The sequence below is a fragment of the Pseudomonadota bacterium genome, from assembly GCA_026388275.1.
In the GTDB taxonomy this organism is placed as follows: domain Bacteria; phylum Desulfobacterota; class Syntrophorhabdia; order Syntrophorhabdales; family Syntrophorhabdaceae; genus JAPLKB01.
The window spans coordinates 1-16,772 of record JAPLKB010000002.1; the positions used below are offsets into that span (position 1 = coordinate 1).

General features: G+C 41.1%; 20 protein-coding genes. 5 read left to right on the forward strand and 15 right to left on the reverse strand.

The window, feature by feature from the left end:
- Nucleotides 1–145: prepilin peptidase (locus NT010_00125; GenBank protein ID MCX5804461.1), on the reverse strand; the 145-nt coding region annotated here is incomplete at its 3' end.
- A gap of 268 nt (nt 146–413) precedes the next feature.
- On the opposite strand from NT010_00125, the gene NT010_00130 reads away from it, so the two are divergent.
- The gene (locus tag NT010_00130) at nt 414–785 is read left to right on the forward strand and encodes a hypothetical protein (protein ID MCX5804462.1); all 372 of its coding nucleotides are present in this window, start codon (nt 414–416) and stop codon (nt 783–785) included.
- Nucleotides 786–1,011: 226 nt separating this feature from the next.
- On the opposite strand, the gene NT010_00135 is transcribed toward NT010_00130, so the two are convergent.
- Both NT010_00135 and NT010_00140 read right to left on the reverse strand, forming a co-directional pair.
- Nucleotides 1,012–1,977, reverse strand: a complete 966-nt coding sequence (locus NT010_00135) for a DUF2860 family protein (GenBank protein ID MCX5804463.1) — start codon at nt 1,975–1,977, stop codon at nt 1,012–1,014.
- Between the two features lie 27 nt (nt 1,978–2,004).
- Entirely contained in the window at nt 2,005–2,205 is a 201-nt protein-coding gene (locus NT010_00140) for a hypothetical protein (protein ID MCX5804464.1), read from the reverse strand.
- Between the two features lie 226 nt (nt 2,206–2,431).
- Between NT010_00140 and NT010_00145 the strand changes: the two genes are divergently transcribed.
- Complete coding sequence (locus tag NT010_00145) at nt 2,432–3,553, forward strand: DUF763 domain-containing protein (GenBank protein ID MCX5804465.1); 1,122 nt, start codon at nt 2,432–2,434, stop codon at nt 3,551–3,553.
- A gap of 49 nt (nt 3,554–3,602) precedes the next feature.
- On the opposite strand, the gene NT010_00150 is transcribed toward NT010_00145, so the two are convergent.
- From NT010_00150 to NT010_00180, 7 genes are all read right to left on the reverse strand, one after another.
- Nucleotides 3,603–4,715, reverse strand: a complete 1,113-nt coding sequence (locus tag NT010_00150) for an ABC transporter permease (protein MCX5804466.1) — start codon at nt 4,713–4,715, stop codon at nt 3,603–3,605.
- A 3-nt stretch (nt 4,716–4,718) separates the two neighbouring features.
- Nucleotides 4,719–5,828, reverse strand: a complete 1,110-nt coding sequence (locus NT010_00155) for an ABC transporter permease (protein ID MCX5804467.1) — start codon at nt 5,826–5,828, stop codon at nt 4,719–4,721.
- Between the two features lies 1 nt (nt 5,829).
- Nucleotides 5,830–6,768, reverse strand: coding sequence for an ABC transporter ATP-binding protein (locus NT010_00160; protein MCX5804468.1), 939 nt, complete (start codon nt 6,766–6,768; stop codon nt 5,830–5,832).
- An 86-nt stretch (nt 6,769–6,854) separates the two neighbouring features.
- Nucleotides 6,855–7,775: an ABC transporter ATP-binding protein gene (locus tag NT010_00165; protein ID MCX5804469.1), complete on the reverse strand. Its 921-nt coding sequence runs from the start codon at nt 7,773–7,775 to the stop codon at nt 6,855–6,857.
- Nucleotides 7,776–7,826: 51 nt separating this feature from the next.
- Complete coding sequence (locus tag NT010_00170; protein ID MCX5804470.1) at nt 7,827–8,816, reverse strand: efflux RND transporter periplasmic adaptor subunit; 990 nt, start codon at nt 8,814–8,816, stop codon at nt 7,827–7,829.
- Nucleotides 8,813–10,279, reverse strand: coding sequence for a TolC family protein (locus tag NT010_00175; GenBank protein ID MCX5804471.1), 1,467 nt, complete (start codon nt 10,277–10,279; stop codon nt 8,813–8,815). The genes NT010_00170 and NT010_00175 overlap by 4 nt, the downstream gene beginning before the upstream one ends.
- Complete coding sequence (locus NT010_00180; protein MCX5804472.1) at nt 10,276–10,932, reverse strand: CerR family C-terminal domain-containing protein; 657 nt, start codon at nt 10,930–10,932, stop codon at nt 10,276–10,278. Before NT010_00180 ends, NT010_00175 begins: the two co-directional genes overlap by 4 nt.
- A gap of 287 nt (nt 10,933–11,219) precedes the next feature.
- Here NT010_00180 and NT010_00185 point away from each other — a divergent pair, with 287 nt between their 5' ends.
- Nucleotides 11,220–11,798, forward strand: a complete 579-nt coding sequence (locus NT010_00185; GenBank protein MCX5804473.1) for an ankyrin repeat domain-containing protein — start codon at nt 11,220–11,222, stop codon at nt 11,796–11,798.
- Nucleotides 11,799–11,818: 20 nt separating this feature from the next.
- Here the strand turns inward: NT010_00185 and greA are convergent, their stop codons facing one another.
- The 3 genes from greA to NT010_00200 form a co-directional block, all read right to left on the reverse strand.
- A complete protein-coding gene (gene greA, locus NT010_00190) occupies nt 11,819–12,283 on the reverse strand; it encodes a transcription elongation factor GreA (protein ID MCX5804474.1) in 465 nt (154 codons plus the stop codon).
- A gap of 237 nt (nt 12,284–12,520) precedes the next feature.
- Nucleotides 12,521–12,946, reverse strand: a complete 426-nt coding sequence (locus tag NT010_00195) for a DUF333 domain-containing protein (GenBank protein ID MCX5804475.1) — start codon at nt 12,944–12,946, stop codon at nt 12,521–12,523.
- Nucleotides 12,947–13,002: 56 nt separating this feature from the next.
- Nucleotides 13,003–13,383 (reverse strand): pyridoxamine 5'-phosphate oxidase family protein, encoded by a 381-nt coding sequence (locus NT010_00200; GenBank protein ID MCX5804476.1) that lies wholly within the window; start codon nt 13,381–13,383, stop codon nt 13,003–13,005.
- A 151-nt stretch (nt 13,384–13,534) separates the two neighbouring features.
- On the opposite strand from NT010_00200, the gene NT010_00205 reads away from it, so the two are divergent.
- Both NT010_00205 and NT010_00210 read left to right on the forward strand, forming a co-directional pair.
- Complete coding sequence (locus tag NT010_00205) at nt 13,535–13,999, forward strand: putative molybdenum carrier protein (protein MCX5804477.1); 465 nt, start codon at nt 13,535–13,537, stop codon at nt 13,997–13,999.
- A gap of 5 nt (nt 14,000–14,004) precedes the next feature.
- The gene (locus NT010_00210; GenBank protein ID MCX5804478.1) at nt 14,005–14,604 is read left to right on the forward strand and encodes an HPr family phosphocarrier protein; all 600 of its coding nucleotides are present in this window, start codon (nt 14,005–14,007) and stop codon (nt 14,602–14,604) included.
- A 104-nt stretch (nt 14,605–14,708) separates the two neighbouring features.
- Here NT010_00210 and mnmE read toward each other — a convergent pair whose 3' ends face one another.
- Both mnmE and NT010_00220 read right to left on the reverse strand, forming a co-directional pair.
- Nucleotides 14,709–16,076, reverse strand: coding sequence for a tRNA uridine-5-carboxymethylaminomethyl(34) synthesis GTPase MnmE (gene mnmE, locus NT010_00215; protein ID MCX5804479.1), 1,368 nt, complete (start codon nt 16,074–16,076; stop codon nt 14,709–14,711).
- Nucleotides 16,063–16,770, reverse strand: a complete 708-nt coding sequence (locus NT010_00220) for a Jag N-terminal domain-containing protein (protein MCX5804480.1) — start codon at nt 16,768–16,770, stop codon at nt 16,063–16,065. The genes mnmE and NT010_00220 overlap by 14 nt, the downstream gene beginning before the upstream one ends.
- Nucleotides 16,771–16,772 lie beyond the last annotated feature (2 nt).

Consider the following 16,772-nt stretch of genomic DNA (forward strand, 5'->3'; position numbering starts at 1 on the left):
AAAGCTTTATAGGTTTTTCACAGGAAGGGCAAAACGAATTGGGCAGGATTATTGACCTGTTCCGGGGAAGCCGGTAGATGCATACATTAAGAAAACTGCCAACAACAGAACCGAATATGAAAATAAGGATGTTTAATATATGCATTATTGGCCTGTTTTTTGTTTATTTTATAGTTCAATATGCTTTTTTTGTCAATTATATAATCCCTGACATGTCATTAGCAGCGGTGTCAGGTTGTCCTAAACAAACCATTTTAAGTTTCTCTCAGCAGTGTTCGATTCAGCAAACCATGTTGGCCTCATGCCATTCATTCTTTAAATACTTTTTGAAAAACTGCAATAAAAAGCTTACGTAAAAGTATTTTCTGCCGATAAAATTCTAAAGTAACACCATTTTGACCTTTGGAAGGGCAATGGAAGATTTGCTGTCACAAGATGACCTCAATGAGCTTCTTGGCGGATTGCCTGAAACAACAATAGCAGTCTCGCAAAAAGAAATAAAAGTAGAGGATATACTGTCACAAGATGACCTCAATGAGCTTCTTGGCGGATTGCCTGAAACAACAATAGCAACTTCTTCCAACAAAGAAACGAATGGAGTGGAAGGACTGCTGTCGCAGGACGATTTAAACACACTGTTTTGCATAACCGAAAAAACAATAGCATCGTCAACAAATAAAATGGCTGTTTCTGATATGCCTGCAGAAGACATAAGTTCGTGTGGAGAATCACTGTCTCAGGAGGAAATAGATGAAATGCTGCGCCAGTTTGATAGAGGTATATGAATAAAGTCCCCTTTTCATGGCAAATCATATTTTATTAGAATTGATGTTCTTACTTGCCGATGTTTAATACTGTCAAGGCAGATAACCACGACATCGGGTCATGCTTTTGAGTACGACCCGGTTTTATGGAATACAATGAAAAACACCCACGGAAATCTACAACTATTTTCATTGTAATAATATTATATTATCTTCCGGGAAGAAGATATCTGATCGACAGAAATTATCAGAAACTATATGTGAGTCCCACAAGAAACATCATGGTATATCGGTCAAAAAATCTTATATTCGACTCTGTCTGATAACCGTTAATGCCCGCCATTATTGTATATTTCCTCCATCCGAAGGGCTCCGGGAATGTGGCCACTATGTTTGTCCCGTATGTTTTTTCATCCCTTGTTTCTGCAAATATCGGATGCATCCTGTCAAATTTTGCCGTATTCCCGTAAAAACGTGTATTGAGATTGAAAAAGGGGGTCCTCACCTCAAACCCAAGCCCGCTGCCATAGTTGTCATAGCTGTTGCTCCTGCCGTAAAACTGACCTCTTTCGAATGAAAATTCAGGGATAATACTGAACATTTTGTCAAAATCGTATCGATAATCAATGCCTATCTTATGCATAAACCCATCCTGTCTGAGCGTTGAATAGAGCTCCCCGATAACATCATTTTCTACTTTTGTAGCGGCAAATCTATAAGAAAGGGAAAGTTTGGTACCCATTATTTTTGCATAAGTAATTCTGCCGCCGAAATACATAGTATTTGTTGGCGTTCTATACAATAAATAGGGATTTTGCCATTTTTTCGCCAGCAGGGAATAAAAACCGGACACATCAATAACACCCTTCGGCAAAGCTTGTTTTATTCCGATATTAATGCTTCCCTGTTCGGTAATAGTATTGAAATATAAAGTAGTACTGCCTTTTTGCCCTTCCTGATAATCCGGTATATACTTCACATCGAAATAGGGGAGTGCCAGATAGGATATATTTGTGTCCGCTTTCGAGCCAAGGCTGTCAATTCTCCTGCCGCCCTTCCCCCAGAGATTGTCTGCTCTTTGCACCGCCATTGCCCAGCTCCCGACAGTTATCACATATTTGCCTGCCTGAACATTCGGGACAGCAAAGAGAAAGGAAAAGAGCATAACACAGGAAATGATATTGCTTGTCTTCCCAGGTGTATGCCCTTTCACCGTATTATTATTGTTACATTATCTTTATCAGCAACTGCATGAACTTCCGCAGCCGTCATTTTTCGAGAGTTCTGATTTTATCATAAACCCTGCTCCCATAGTAGATTCAATGAAATCAACGTTGATGGGTTGTACTTCTTTAAACAACTCTTTTTCAATAATAAATGATATACCTCTTTCATTAAAAACTTCGTCGTTTTTATTAGGCTCATCCAGAGCCATACCCAAAGAGGGGCCTGATCACCCACCCTCCATTTTCATAATCCTTATAGAGGTAGGACCATCTTTTCCTTCGATAAACTGTTTTATCACTTCGCCTGCCTTATCCGATACTTCAAACATATTTTACTCCTTTAACTGAATTCGTTATCGCTGCTCAAGCAATGAACGTGTAATTTATATTAAGCATTTATATGTTTTTTATCAAGCCATATCTTCCTGTAGGAGTTCAAACATGATAAACTATAAAGAGGATATAAAGACAAAATTTATGAAGAAGGCAATTACCACCCTTCCCCTGCATTACGGAAAGGCCCCTCCATGGCTTTTTCAGAAAATGAAGAGGCTCTCTGCTGCTCTCATCGAGGTTATCGTTATGGAGTTCGGCGTAAAAGAACTGCTTGTCCGTATTGCCGATCCCATATGGTTTCAGGCATTGGGATGTGCTGTAGGCTTCGACTGGCACAGCAGCGGTGTTACCACAACTCTATGTGGGGCATTGAAAGAGGGGCTCCAATCTCTGTATGATGAGATGCCTATCGCCATATGCGGCGGAAAAGCAAAAAGGGCAATCCAGACTCCAGGAGACATTGAAGCATATGGTGAAAAATGGGGTGTTGACGTTGCAGATTATATTGCCTTAAGCCGCCTCTGTGCAAAGATTGATAATACTGCAGTCCAGGATGGTTATAACCTTTACCACCATACATTTGTCTTCACAAAAGAGGGTGATTGGGCAATTATCCAGCAGGGTATGAATGAAAAACTCAAAAATGCAAGACGGTATCAATGGCTCTCAAGAGAAAGTCTTGATATAACAAACGAACCTCATACAGGTATTACATGTAATGAAAGGGGCGCAGTATTAAACCTTGTGGCTGGTGAAAGCGAAGGAGCAAGAAAGTCTGCAGTAGATTTTGCAAAGGGAGATCCTGATTCTATGATTAAAACATGGAAAGAAGTTGCTCTAGCCATGCCGAAAAGGCATTACATATCGCCTGCCGATATAAATCAAACACGTCTTTTCAAGATGTTTAGAACGATTCATGAATCACACCCTGAGACATTCAAAGATTTAATAGGAATTCATGGTGTCGGCCCGAGAACTGTTTCAGCTCTTTCTTTAATTGCCGAACTTGTCTATGAGAAACTTCCGAGTTTTAAGGACCCTGCACGGTTCAGTTTTGCCCACGGGGGGAAAGACGGTTACCCCTTTCCCGTTGATAAAAAGACCTATGAAAATTCCATAGAATTCCTGAAGATTTGCATCGACAAGGCAAAGGCAGGCGATAGGGATAAAATCGATGCATTCAAAAAGCTTTCTTTATTGGCATATTTCAACAACCCCAGATATTAATAATTTCAATCATTTATGAAACTGCGGGAGAGAGCAATGGAATCAGCTATTATCCCAGCCTCTTTTTAAACCTCAGGGCACTCAAAGTCATTACAAGAATGCCCAGCATGAATAACTCAAGCATTTGGGGCCAGAGGATATCAATCCCGTTTCCTTTGAGAAAAATCCCTCTGATGATTACAAGAAAATACCTCAGCGGATTGAGGTACGTGCCATACTGGACCGCCACCGGCATATTCTCAATAGGGAACATAAGTCCTGACAGAAGTACGGCAGGGGCAAAAAAAAGGAACGTTGCCATCATGGCTTGCTGCTGCGTTCTCGAAATCGTGGAAATAAACAACCCTATACCAAGAACCGACAGTAGATAAATGGCAGTACAGAAAAACAGGAGTATAAGCGAACCGATGACAGGTATGGAAAACCAGAATACGCCCACCGTAGTCACAAGAGACATATCGAAAAATCCTATAATAGCAAAGGGGATGGTCTTGCCCAGTATAAGTTCAACAGGTTTGAGAGGCGTCACCATAAGCTGTTCCATAGTGCCTATTTCTCTTTCACGCACAATTGCCATTGCGGTAAGGAGAAGGCATATAAGCATTACCATGATAGCGATAACACCCGGCACATTATAGTTTCTGCTTGTAAGATCAGGGTTGTACCATGCCCTTGGACGCACCTCGAACTTAATCGGCCTTGCCCTGACCTTTTGAACGCTCAAATCGCCTGCGTATTTCATAATGATTCTGTTTGCATATCCCATGGCCACAAGAGCTGTGTTTGAATCAGTCCCGTCAACAAGGATCTGTATTTCCGTTTGGTTCCCCTTTTTTATGTCTGAGGAAAAACCCCTGTTTATCTGGATAGCCGCGGTAATTTTCCCTTTGTCGAATAAATCCTGGATGGCGTCATTTGAAGAAATATCATAGTCCATGCGGAAATATCCCGGGGCATTGAACCTTCTTACAAGCTCCCGGCTTTCATAGGATTTGTCAAGGTCGTATACTGCCGTCCGGATACAGTTCACATCCGTTGTGACTGCATAGCCGAAAACGATCAATTGTACTATCGGTGTGCCAAAGATAACTGCCTTCATGCGCCTGTCTCTGAAAATCTGGATAAATTCCTTTATTACCATCCTTTTTATCCGCTCAAACATGGTTCACTCTATCCTTTTTTTGAATTTTTTTATTGCCAGGGCAAACGCCAAAATACCAAAAACAGACAGAAGCGATGTCTCCAGCAACAGAAACGACAGTGTGTTTCCTTTCAGGAATATCCCCTTCAGTATGGCGACAAAATACCGGGCCGGAAGAATATAAGTTATAATCTGAAGGGGTCTGGGCATATTGAATATGGAAAACATAAAACCGGACAAAAGCAGCGCGGGTAAATATGACACGATCAAAGATGCCTGACATGCCACGATCTGTGATTTTGTCACAGTAGAGATAAGTATCCCCAAGCTTAAACCTCCAAAAAGGAATATGCTGGACAGAGCTATGAGTAAAATGATGTTGCCCTTAAGAGGAACGCCAAAGAGATATATGACTATCAGAATCGACATGACCATATCAATGAAGCCGATGAGAAAATACGGTATCAGTTTACCCAGAATCAGCTCCGTCGTTTTCACAGGTGTGGAAATGAGCTGCTCCATGGTGCCCCTCTCCCATTCTCTTGCTATGGTGAGAGATGTAAGGAGCGCTGCGATAATTGACATTATAACGGCAATAAGCCCCGGTATGATAAAATTCCTCGATTTAAGCTCAGGGTTATACCAGACCCTGGTACGGGCATCAATGAGCGGCATAATACGGTTGCCTGTTAGTCTTGCCGTATAGAGGTCCGATATGCCTGTTATATAACCAAGCGCAATAGTTGCCGTATTTGAATTACTCCCGTCAACAACTATCTGAATCTGTGCATCCTTGCCTGTTCTTATGTTTTTTGAAAAGTCTTCCGGGATGGATATTGCAGCTTTCGCCTTTCCTGAATCAAGATATCCGTCTATTTCATCATGGCTGTCTGCATAACCGACTACAGAAAAATAGCCGGATTCTTTGAATTCTCTGATAAATTCCCTGCTCAAACTGCTTTTGTCGCGGTCGTAAACCACGGTTGAGAGGTTGTCAACATCAAGGGTAATAGCATATCCGAATATAAAAAGAAGTATAACAGGCATTAAAAATGCCATGGCAAGGCTTAGAGGGTCACGCCATATCTGGATCAGCTCTTTTTTCGCAATTGCCTTAACCCTTAAAAGCTTCATTTCATGCAACCTCTATCAGGGTTATAAATACATCTTCCAATGAAGGAACGATCTTTTTTATGCTGCCCACTGTAATACCCGATGTCTTGAGTATCTCTTCGATTCGGGGTAGCACCATGTCGGCGTTTTCCACAATTACATGGAGTGTACTCCCAAAGATAGCCGCTTGAACATTATACCGCTCCAGCACCTCCATCGCTTCTACAATCCTGTCAACCTCTATCTCAAGGACTCCTCTTGTCATGTATCTGTTTTTTAGTTCAGAGGGTTTCCCCTGAGCTATGAGTTTACCTCTGTAGATCAGTCCGAGTCTATGGCAATACTCCGCTTCATCCATATAGTGGGTCGTAACAAATACGGTTGTCCCTGTTTTTGACATTCCGTCGATAAGCTCCCAGAAACGACGTCTTGATAAAGGATCAACACCTGATGTAGGCTCATCAAGGAAAAGTATCGGGGGCTCATGGAGTATTGCGCAGCCAAGGGCAAGTCTCTGTTTGAAACCACCTGGGAGTTCTTTTGTAATGATGCCTCGCCGATCCATAAGTCCAGCCATATCAAGGACCCATTCCTTTCGCTCTTTCTTCTTTTCCTTAGGGACACCGTAAATGCCGCTGAAAAAATCTATATTTTCAGCTATCGTGAGGTCATCATAGAGGGAAAATTTCTGGGACATATAGCCGATATGTTGTTTTATCTGCTCTGACTGGCGTACGACATCATACCCTCCTACGGTTCCACTCCCCCCAGTGGGCATCAGAAGCCCGCAAAGCATCCGGATAGTCGTTGACTTGCCTGCACCGTTGGGTCCGAGGAACCCGTATATCTCGCCCTTTACAATACTGAGACTTACATTGTCTACTGCAACGAAATCTCCAAATCTCCGGGTTAAGCTTTCAACGTTTATTGCAATATCTTCAATGGATTTGTCCTGATTCATCACATTCCTACCTGTACCTCTTGACTGAGCTATTGCTTCAATTCAATAGGTCCTATAGTCGCATAGGGTCTATAGACTGATACTGTTTATCGTTCCACCATTGAAATGAACACATCCTCTATGGAAGGCAATATCTCCCGGTAATCCTTTATCTCCATGCCTCCAATTTTCAATTTTTCAATAATTTCATTAACCATACCTTTTTTCATAAGGGTAATATGGAGCCTGTCGCCATAAATGCTCACGCCCTTAACACCTTTCATGCAAAGGGCAACCTCCCTTACCGCATGGGTATCATTACTCCACATTTCCAACATGGGAAGTTTGACAGACTTCTTAATTTCCGCAGGTTTGTCCTTTATAAGCAGCTTTCCGTTATGCAGAAGCCCGATTTCCGTACACCGCTCAGCCTCATCGAGATACGCGGTAGAGACAAAGATAGTTACATGTTCTTTCAACAGTGCATAGAGTATCTTCCAAAAATCCCTCCGTGACACCGGATCAACACCGTTTGTAGGCTCATCAAGGAAAAGAATTTCAGGCCTGTGGATAAGAGCACAGGCAAGTCCGAGTTTCTGTTTCATCCCGCCTGAGAGCTTTCCTGCAAGCCTGTCTGTAAAAGGCGTGAGATTGCTGAACCCAAGGAGTTGTTCAATCCTTGGGGGACGCTCGCTTTCAGGAACATCATAGATGTCTGCGTAAAAAAGGATATTTTCCATAACGGTAAGGTCTTCGTAGAGGCCGAATTGCTGAGGCATATAACCTATGTTCTCCTTTATCTCTTCGCCCTTTGTAAGAATGGAACGAGAGGCAACCCATGCTTCACCGGATGTGGGCTTCATAATAGCGGTAAGGAGTCTCATGACTGTTGTTTTCCCGGCACCGTCCGGGCCGACAAGGCCAAAAAGTTCGCCTTTTCTGACTTCAAGGTTAAGGCTATCAACAGCAATATTGTTGCCAAAGGTTTTTGTCAGGTTTTCAATTTTTATGGCAATGTCGTTCAACATCAACCTCACTGCACGCAATATCCAGTGAACATAGAGGGAGGTTCAGAAGCATTACTGCTTTAACTCAATCCTCACATCTGCCGGCATACCGGGCTTCAATTCATCATTGACGTTTTTTACTCTTACTTTTACACCGAATACGAGCTTGACCCGCTCCTCCTGTGTTTGAACATTCTTCGGGGTAAATTCCGCCTCGGATGATATAAACGTCACAGCGCCTTCATACACCTTACCTTTAAATGTATCGACTGATATTCTTGCCTTTTGTCCGAGCCTGACCTGACCAAGTCTGTCCTCTTTCACGTATACCTTAATCCATGGATGTTCAAGATCGCCTATTGTTACAACAGGCGTGCCTGAAGCAACAGTCTCACCGGCTTCAACATTCTTTCTCAGCACAACACCATTCATGGGGGCATAGATCGTCGTATCTCTTAATCTTTCCTCTGATGCGGCAAGCACTGCCCTGGCCTGTTTCACACGATGTCCTGCAATGCTGATTTCCTCCTTTCTCGGCCCTTCCCTGACGAGACTCAACGACTCAAGGGCATTTCTATGGAGGGCTGTGCGGGCATCGTAAGCACTCCTTGCAACATCAAACTGAGATGCAGATATGGCGCCATTTTTGTAAAGTATTTCTGCCCTGTCAAAATCTTTTTTTACCTTTTGCAATTCTGCTTCCTGGGCATTCATTTGTGCTTTAGCCTGCTCTATTTCTTGGGAACGGGAACCGACCGATAACTCTGCCAGTTTTGTAGTTGCCTCATCCAGAGATGCCTTACTCTGAGCTACCACCGAAGCGATCTCTGCACTGTCAAGTCTGGCCAGCAGATCACCGGTCCTTACCTTATCGCCTTCATCCACAGGGCGTTCCGTAACCCTGCCGGGTATTTTAAAACCTACATTTGTCTCTATTACCTCAACATTACCGGAGAGGATCATTGCCCCATTGTCTTTTTGTCTTTTGAGGTTATACACAACCAGGACCGTTATACCTATAACAATTACAGCTAAAGCTATCAAAATTCTCTTTTTTTTCATTTCCCCACCTCCACAGCATACCTGTCTTCCCCGATAGCCTTGCTCAAATACGCAACAGCAGTCTCTCTGTCAAAAATTGCCTGATAATAATCTGTTTCCGCTCTCAGGAGGGCTGTCTGCGCATCAATTACATCCTGACTCATACCGGCGCCGGTATCATATTTGAGCAACTCTACCCTTAGACTCTCGCGGGCGCTCTCAATGGCTTTCTGAGTTACTTCAATCCTCTCCTTCACATTTGCAATGCTCATATGGGCATCCCTCACTTCACGGATTATGGTAAGTTTTAAAAAACGTTCTTCCTCTCTTGCCTTTTCCAGTTGCACTTTTTCCCTGTTTATCTCAGACCTTATAGACCCGCCGTCCATAATGGGCATCGTCAACTTCACGCCATAATACCAGTTTTCTCTGAATCCGGTGTCACTGCCGGCTGTACCACCATACTGGCCGGCTACAAAAATATCAGGGAGTCTCCTGCCTTCAGCTATCTTTACCCGTTCTTCGCTGATAAGCCTTTTTTTGGCAGCTGCTTTATAATCAGGTCTCCGTGATAATGCCGTGTCCATACTTTCTTTAAGATCAGTATAAGATATGTCCGTAGGTTTTTCATGAACAATGGAAATTATGACGTCCATATCGTCCATGCCCATCAGGTTTTTGAGAAACTCGTATGCGCTGGCAAGGCTGTTCTTCACAATAAGCCTGTTTTCCTTTGCATGGGATAGTTCAACGTCTGTCTTAAGCAGATCGAGCCTCGGTGCAACACCCGTTTTAAGATAGATTCCCACGTTTCCTTTATGCACCTCAAGCTGTTTCACCGATGCATCATTAACAAGAAGAAGTTTTTCAAGTTGTGCAATCTTATGGTATACGCTTGAGATATTATAAACAAGCTCCTGCTTGCTCATTCTGTAATTGTCCTCTACAACCGTCTTTTTCATTTCGGCTACATTTACCCCCCTGAAGAGTCTTCCACCCCTAAACAGAGGAAGTCTAAAAGAAATACCTGCGTCCCATATGGTATTTCTGAACAAAGGAAAATCCGTTCCTGGACCAATAGGAGGTTGTATCACAATGGGCGTGAGAGGGGTGTCGTAACGATATCGGGTAATGCCGCTGCCTCCATCGATCTTTGGCATTCTGTCAGCCCTTGCCGAGTCTATCCCATAAATTTCCGCCTCGATATCTTTTGCAGCTATCCTGATCCTCGGATTGTTCTTCATAGCATATTTGATTAGCATTGAGAGTGTATATTTATCGACGTCCTTTTCAGCCCGGGGTCTGTCTTCTGACAGCCCAACCTGGTTGGCCGACAGGTCGTGCCGGCTTGGTTCCTGTGCATAAGAAGGGGTATGATGTATTGTACATATCAGAAGAAAAATAAGAACAGCAATGCGTATAATCAAATCCATCCTCTTTTTTATTAATATTTCAGTACCATTTCTTTTCATTTGCCATTTCATTTACCTTCTCCTTGAACGTACCCGCCAAGAGATTTGATTGCCTCTAAGGAAAAACCGCTGATATGGTCTGCTATAGATTCTATCTCCTCAGTCTTGAAGTTGTCCTGATGAAAAAGCTTCTTGATGACATGCTTTGCATAAACAAAAAAAAGACACTGACTGACTATACTTAAGCAACAGAAACGTGTAGTCTCTTCACTTGCCGGTTTTCCACGTAATTGTTGGACAACAGATGAAAGAAACAAAAAAGCCGGCTGTATTGTATCTTCTATAAGCATATCCAGCGCCTTCGTAGGCTCCATATACTCCCTCGCAACAAGTCTCCCGAACCAGGAAGACTGACCTTCCTCAAGTATTCTGAAAAGAAAGGACCGTATGAATGCTTTAAGGTATTCTTCAGGGGATTTATTTTCATCCATCTTAAGATCAAGTGGATATTTTTGAAAAGCCACTTCACGCCAGTATTCCAAAACCAAATAGTAAAGCTTCTCCTTATCCCCGAAATGATAATTGACGGCAGCAATATTCACATTGGCTTTCTCACATATATCCCTCACCGTTGCATTTCTGAACCCGTATTCGGCAAAGATTTCACCGGCGGCTTCAAGTATACGTTCACGGGTACTTAAGCTGATATTTTTGCCACTCTTCATAAACCTCATTTTAATACATATGTTTTAAATATATGTTTAAAACATATGTATTAATTTGTCAAACATTTTTTACAAAAAATATGTACAAATAATTTTCTTCCTTTTTGGTGCAGTCATTTGGTATATTCTTATAATTTATTTGTTGGTTTTTAGACGGAATAACCTGTCTGTCTCTGATCGGGATGTATGAAAAAGGGAGACTGGTTGAGACCTCTGTAAACGGAAAAGTAAGATAACTTATTTTAAATGATTACGGGAGTTTTTCAAAACAATGAGGCATATTTAATATGGAAAATCCATTACCTGATTTATTAAAAGCTTGCGAGAAAGGTGATTCAGCTGCTGTAAGGATTTTGTTGAGCAGGGGTGCCGACATAAATGTTGCAGACAATAATGGATCAACTCCGATCTTCTATGCCTCTATGTACGGTTTTGCCGATACTGCAAGGGTGCTCATTGATCATAATGCCGACATTAATGCAAAAAATAAGCTTGGCAATACACCTCTTATATATGCTTGCATGTCCGGGCATACAAGTATTGTCAAATTACTGATGTCCAGAAATGCCGATGCAAACTTGAAGGATAAGTTTGACGATACCTGTATTATCATTGCAAGCAAAAGAGGTCATATAGAAATTGTGAAGCTGCTCATTGCTTACGGGGCTGATATAAATGCCAGGGACAGGTACGGCAATACCTCTCTGATGCATGCCTGTCTGAATATGCATATAGGAATAGCCGCTTTTCTTATAGAAAACGATGCAGACCTGTCTGCCATCAACAACAAAAATCAAACTGTCCTTGATATTGCTGTCAAAATGAGACTTGATAAGATAGCTGATGCTATAAGAAAAAAAACCTAAAGACAAGATTGTAATAAAAATTACACAATGTTAATGATTTCGTAAGTCCGCTTGCCGCCAGGGGCTGAAAAGTTTACTTCATCTCCCACAGATTTACCCATTAATGCCCTGCCAAGAGGTGAGCTCATAGAAATCTTACCTTTTTGGATATCAGATTCATAGGGACCAACCAATTGATAAACCACCTCTTCGTCAGTATCAAGATTCATCAAGGTAATATTGCATCCGAATTCAACACTTTCGAATTCCGTTTTTTTAACGTCTACAACCTCGGAATTTGTGATCATCATTTCTACTTCGGCAATCTTTTTCTGGAGAAACTGATATTCCTCCTTTGCAGCATCCAATTCAGCATTTTCTGAAATATCACCATGAGCCCTTGCTTCTTCTATGGCAAGTATAATCTTAGGTCTTTTGATAGTAAGCAGAAGTTCATGTTCCTTCTTCAGATTTTCATAGCCTTCACGTGTAATAGGTGATTTCATATAAACTCCTGATATTATCCAAATACGGAAAAACAATAACACTGTTTAATGCAAATTTTCAACACGTTTTACTTATATCCCTGCATCTTAAGGGAAAATAGACACTATCTTCTGCAAGTGTTATGTTAAACTTCTTAGAAATTAATTGAGGTAATGGCAGATATTTTAAAAAACGTAGGGGTTCCTGTTTCAGCGCAAGCTCTTCTGTCTGATTTACTATACTCGCAGATAATACATTTAGTCCGTTTTGATGCATTTTCCATTGAAATAATCCCACGCATTGCACACAGTTCCATTCTTAAAGGTGCAGATTCCCTGTTCATCAACCATGTTATTATTTTCTATGGCTGTATATGATCCCCCAGTAATCACACAGAGCCTTGCAGCAGGAGTTACATAGCCTGCAACATTTACACCGCCTACGGGGCATTCTCCTCTGAACATAGCCCATTCCTCACACTGACGTTTATCTTCAAATATACAAATACCGTATTCTCCTCCATCGCCTCTTTTTTGAATAGAAAGCGCTCCGCCCTTGTTTAAGCAGTTGACTGAGGCCGGGTTGGCAATGGCAGTTTTATTCGTTCCGGCACATTCAACAGGAAAAACGATTGTTAAAATTAGAAATACAATTGATATGATAAATTCAATCATTTTTATCATATAAAATCCTCCTGATACAGTTGCTATATTCTTCCTGTATTTTTCTGAAAATGTAATTATTCGCCTATCAACGGCAGCACCTTGTCAATGCGGAAATAAACAAGATAACGCTTTTCTTTCTGCTGGTCTTCCGGTACTATGTAGGACTTTCTCCACCTTATCTTTGCAATGGCTTCCGAATCGGTCTCTTCTTTAATCCTGGAAAGATACAATCTTTTTCCGACTAACTTTCCTCCGGCTTCTATGAAAATGTATGCAGCATGAGGGTTTGATCTCAAGTTTTCATGGGTCAGACGTTCAGTCATAATATAAGCTATTGTTTCCTCATTGATGAAATGCGGTCTTGAATAAATAGCCACATTCACCTTTCCCTCTGAATTTGCTGTTGCCAGCACTCCATGGCCGGTTACGTTTTCAAAATATTCGCTGAGATTCATCGGTACCCTCCTAAATAACTTCGAAAGCGATATAAAAACTATATTCATTATATCAAGATTTTATCTGTAGACGATATTTTTTTAACACAATGACTTTCTTATAACAAAATATTTTGTTGCTAACAGTAACGATACTAATTATGTTATATTAATGAAAATCATTTCGGGTTGCCAGACGGGCGTTGATAGAGCAGCCATTGATGTCGCAATGGAAATAGGCTTGGATTATGGAGGCTCTGTTCCCAGAGGAAGGAAGGCAGAGGACGGAACAATAGATAAGAAATATGATAAACTTACGGAACTTGAAACAGACCGTTATGAATCCCGTACCGAAAAGAATGTGACTGACGCAGACGCAATATTAATATTTACTGTAGGCTGCCCTATAGGGGGCACAGCATTGACAATAGAATACGCTAAAAAGCATGGGAAACAATATCTCCTTATTGACCTTAAAAATAAGCCCGACAATGAGATAATTGAATCGATTCAAACATGGCTATCCGATAATCAGCCGGAAATCCTTAATGTGGCAGGACCGAGGGAATCATCGGCACCCGGCATATATGAAAGGGTCTTTTTTATACTGTATAATATTTATGATCCCTTGATATAAATCTAATGAAAGAAGAAATTAACCTTATACCCTCTGAATTGAAGGCAATTGAAAAACACAAGTGGTACCTCTCTGAGCAGCAGGGGAAGGAGGTATCCTTTGAAGAAGCTTTAAGAGATTTTCTGGATAACTACGAAGCCGACTGGATGAGTGAAAAGCAGTGCATGGATTGCAAAGAACAAACAGATCAGATATTACAATATAAATGGTTTCGTTCAGAAGAGGAGGGACACGATATAGGTAAAGATGCCGCTTCCAAAGAATGGATAAGCAAGTATGCCCATATATGGCGTGAAGAAAGGGAAAGTCTTGAGGCCAACGGTTTTACCAAAATGCATATAAGAACGGGAAAAAAGAAGCAAATAAAAACCGCTGTCCTATCCGACATTGCACATAATTATGATTGTGAAATATATATAAATAAAGACAGAATGAAATTCTATAACTTTATTATTGCCGGAAGAAAAAACTTAAACATAAAGTCAATCCTTTGTCCTGTTTTGTTGGATTTTTCTAAAGATGAGGAGGTGCGTTTTCTGGCGACAGGCTCAAGAGCTGAAGAAGCTCTGGCAGCAATCAGAGATACAATTCAGTTAATGTCTTAATACTTTTTTTTAAATTTCGCTGGACAGGTTTCTTATAGCCTACTGCAAAAGCTTTTTTTAGTTTTTATCTTTATATTGTAGTCCGCTTACGGCAAGGCAGCAATTCATTTTCCGATACAAAACCTGGCGAAAATGCTCTGTAAAATCTCATCAGGACATGTTTCACCTGTAATTTCCCCAAAATGCAAGAGGGATTCCTGAAGCTCAAAGGCTGCAAATTCTATCGGCTCCTTTTCTTTTATACATGCAATTGCCCTGCCGACAGCTTCTCCAGCCTTTTCAAGGGCATTTCTGTGTCTTATATTCGAAATAAGCACACCGCTTCTTTTAAAACCCTTTTCCATCAATATCCGGTATATTTCTTCTTTAAGCCCTTCGAGTCCTATATCTAATAAAGCTGATATTTCAATCCATCGGAGATTCCTGGATCTCAAAATAGCATAATCGAGTCTCTGTGGCAGATCAATTTTGTTGATAACAAGCATAATGGACATATCCCTGATTTTTAATAAAACACCTTCGTCTTCAGGGGAATATATGTCCGAACCATCGAGAACCCAAATAATGAGGTCTGCTTGGGGTATTTTCCGACTGACCCTCTCTACACCTTCTTTTTCGACTTCATCTCCGGAATTCCGTAATCCTGCTGTATCAATTATCTTTACTTTTATGCCTCTTATATAAAGTATGTCTTCTATCAGATCACGTGTAGTTCCAGGAAATGGCGTCACAATTGCTTTTTCTTTGAGGAGCAGTGCATTCAAAAGGCTTGATTTGCCGACATTTGTCTTACCGACAATAAGGACCTCCAGACCGTGCTTAATTGCTTTGCCTTCATAATAAGAATTTACCAGTATTTCAATCTCCCTGTTTGCCCTTGTCAGGCTTAAGAGCATCCTCTTTTTGTCTATTTCCACATCTTCTTCAGGGAAATCTATGAGCGCATCTATTTCAATCAATGCTTCTTTGATGTCCCCTTTAAGACTGTTAATTTTAACCGATAATCCCCCCTCCAGCTGCTCAACAGCATTTTTTAATTCTTCATCTGTTTCACTCTGAACGATATCGAGGACAGATTCCGCCTGGAGTAAATCTATTCTACCATTGAGAAAGGCCCTTTTCGTGAATTCACCAGGTTCGGCAAGCCTTGCGCCTTGCGCGATCATAGCGGCCAGAATATTTTTCTGGGTAGCGTACCCGCCATGGGAATAAACCTCTGCAATATCCTCTTTTGTATAAGTATTCGGTGCATACATGAATACTGCAAACACTTCATCAATTATCTTATTTCTATCCGGATTCGTAATGTGACCAAGGTATAGGGTGCGTGGTTGATAAAAATTTATATTTTTCTTTGGCTTAAATATCTTCTTTATTATAGGGTGGGCAAGCTGCCCGCTCATTCTGACTATACCGATCCCACCCTCACCAACAGGGGTTGAAATGGCACATACGGTATCATCTTTTTCCATTCATATTCTTTTTTCTAGGTGAAATAACTACCCGTTTTGTATGCCCTTCACCCTCGCTTTTCGTGCTTACATTTCTATTGTTCTTAAAAAGTGTATGAACCACCCTTCTCTCGTAAGGATTAAGAGGATCTGTTTTTTGAATCCTGCCAGTCCTTTTAACTTTGTCTGCCAGTCTTTTTACCATTATTGTCAGACCTTTTTTCCGTTTTTCTCTGTAGCCGTTAATATCTACGAGAAGTTTCAAACCCTGTTTATATCGCTTTGCAATAGCAAGTCTGAGGATATGCTGGAGAGCTTCAAGCGTTTCTCCGTCTTTCCCGATCAATATATCTCCATGGTCACATTGTATAAGAAACATCAGTCTTTCAGGCGTATTTGTGACTTTTATATTAAAATTCAGATCGACAAATTTGCTCAACTCCTCTAAAAAAAACTTGCCATATTCCTCAATGGTGTCTGTCTCCGGCACGTTTGAATCAAGAGTATTTACTTTCAACATATCTATTTCAGGAGAGTCTATTTTTTTAATTCTTGCCGTAATTCTTACTTTTTTACTGCCGAGAAAACCAAGGATACCCTTTGTGTCTATTTCCTTAACATCTATTTCAAGGTCTCTTTCTTCGGCATTTAATTCAAGTGAAGCCTTTCTAATTGCATCTTCATAAGTTTTGCCTTCTACTTCTATAAAATCCATAT

Excerpts from the sequence above, each read along its gene's own strand:
- NT010_00130 (MCX5804462.1), top strand. The coding sequence starts at position 414 with ATGGAAGATTTGCTGTCACAAGATGACCTCAATGAGCTTCTTGGCGGA.
- NT010_00145 (MCX5804465.1), top strand. The coding sequence starts at position 2,432 with ATGATAAACTATAAAGAGGATATAAAGACAAAATTTATGAAGAAGGCA.
- NT010_00150 (MCX5804466.1), bottom strand. The coding sequence starts at position 4,715 with ATGTTTGAGCGGATAAAAAGGATGGTAATAAAGGAATTTATCCAGATT.
- NT010_00155 (MCX5804467.1), bottom strand. The coding sequence starts at position 5,828 with ATGAAGCTTTTAAGGGTTAAGGCAATTGCGAAAAAAGAGCTGATCCAG.
- NT010_00160 (MCX5804468.1), bottom strand. The coding sequence starts at position 6,768 with ATGAATCAGGACAAATCCATTGAAGATATTGCAATAAACGTTGAAAGC.
- NT010_00165 (MCX5804469.1), bottom strand. The coding sequence starts at position 7,775 with ATGTTGAACGACATTGCCATAAAAATTGAAAACCTGACAAAAACCTTT.
- NT010_00170 (MCX5804470.1), bottom strand. The coding sequence starts at position 8,816 with ATGAAAAAAAAGAGAATTTTGATAGCTTTAGCTGTAATTGTTATAGGT.
- NT010_00175 (MCX5804471.1), bottom strand. The coding sequence starts at position 10,279 with ATGAAATGGCAAATGAAAAGAAATGGTACTGAAATATTAATAAAAAAG.
- NT010_00180 (MCX5804472.1), bottom strand. The coding sequence starts at position 10,932 with ATGAAGAGTGGCAAAAATATCAGCTTAAGTACCCGTGAACGTATACTT.
- NT010_00185 (MCX5804473.1), top strand. The coding sequence starts at position 11,220 with ATGGAAAATCCATTACCTGATTTATTAAAAGCTTGCGAGAAAGGTGAT.
- greA (MCX5804474.1), bottom strand. The coding sequence starts at position 12,283 with ATGAAATCACCTATTACACGTGAAGGCTATGAAAATCTGAAGAAGGAA.
- NT010_00195 (MCX5804475.1), bottom strand. The coding sequence starts at position 12,946 with ATGATAAAAATGATTGAATTTATCATATCAATTGTATTTCTAATTTTA.
- NT010_00200 (MCX5804476.1), bottom strand. The coding sequence starts at position 13,383 with ATGAATCTCAGCGAATATTTTGAAAACGTAACCGGCCATGGAGTGCTG.
- NT010_00205 (MCX5804477.1), top strand. The coding sequence starts at position 13,535 with ATGAAAATCATTTCGGGTTGCCAGACGGGCGTTGATAGAGCAGCCATT.
- NT010_00210 (MCX5804478.1), top strand. The coding sequence starts at position 14,005 with ATGAAAGAAGAAATTAACCTTATACCCTCTGAATTGAAGGCAATTGAA.
- mnmE (MCX5804479.1), bottom strand. The coding sequence starts at position 16,076 with ATGGAAAAAGATGATACCGTATGTGCCATTTCAACCCCTGTTGGTGAG.
- NT010_00220 (MCX5804480.1), bottom strand. The coding sequence starts at position 16,770 with ATGGATTTTATAGAAGTAGAAGGCAAAACTTATGAAGATGCAATTAGA.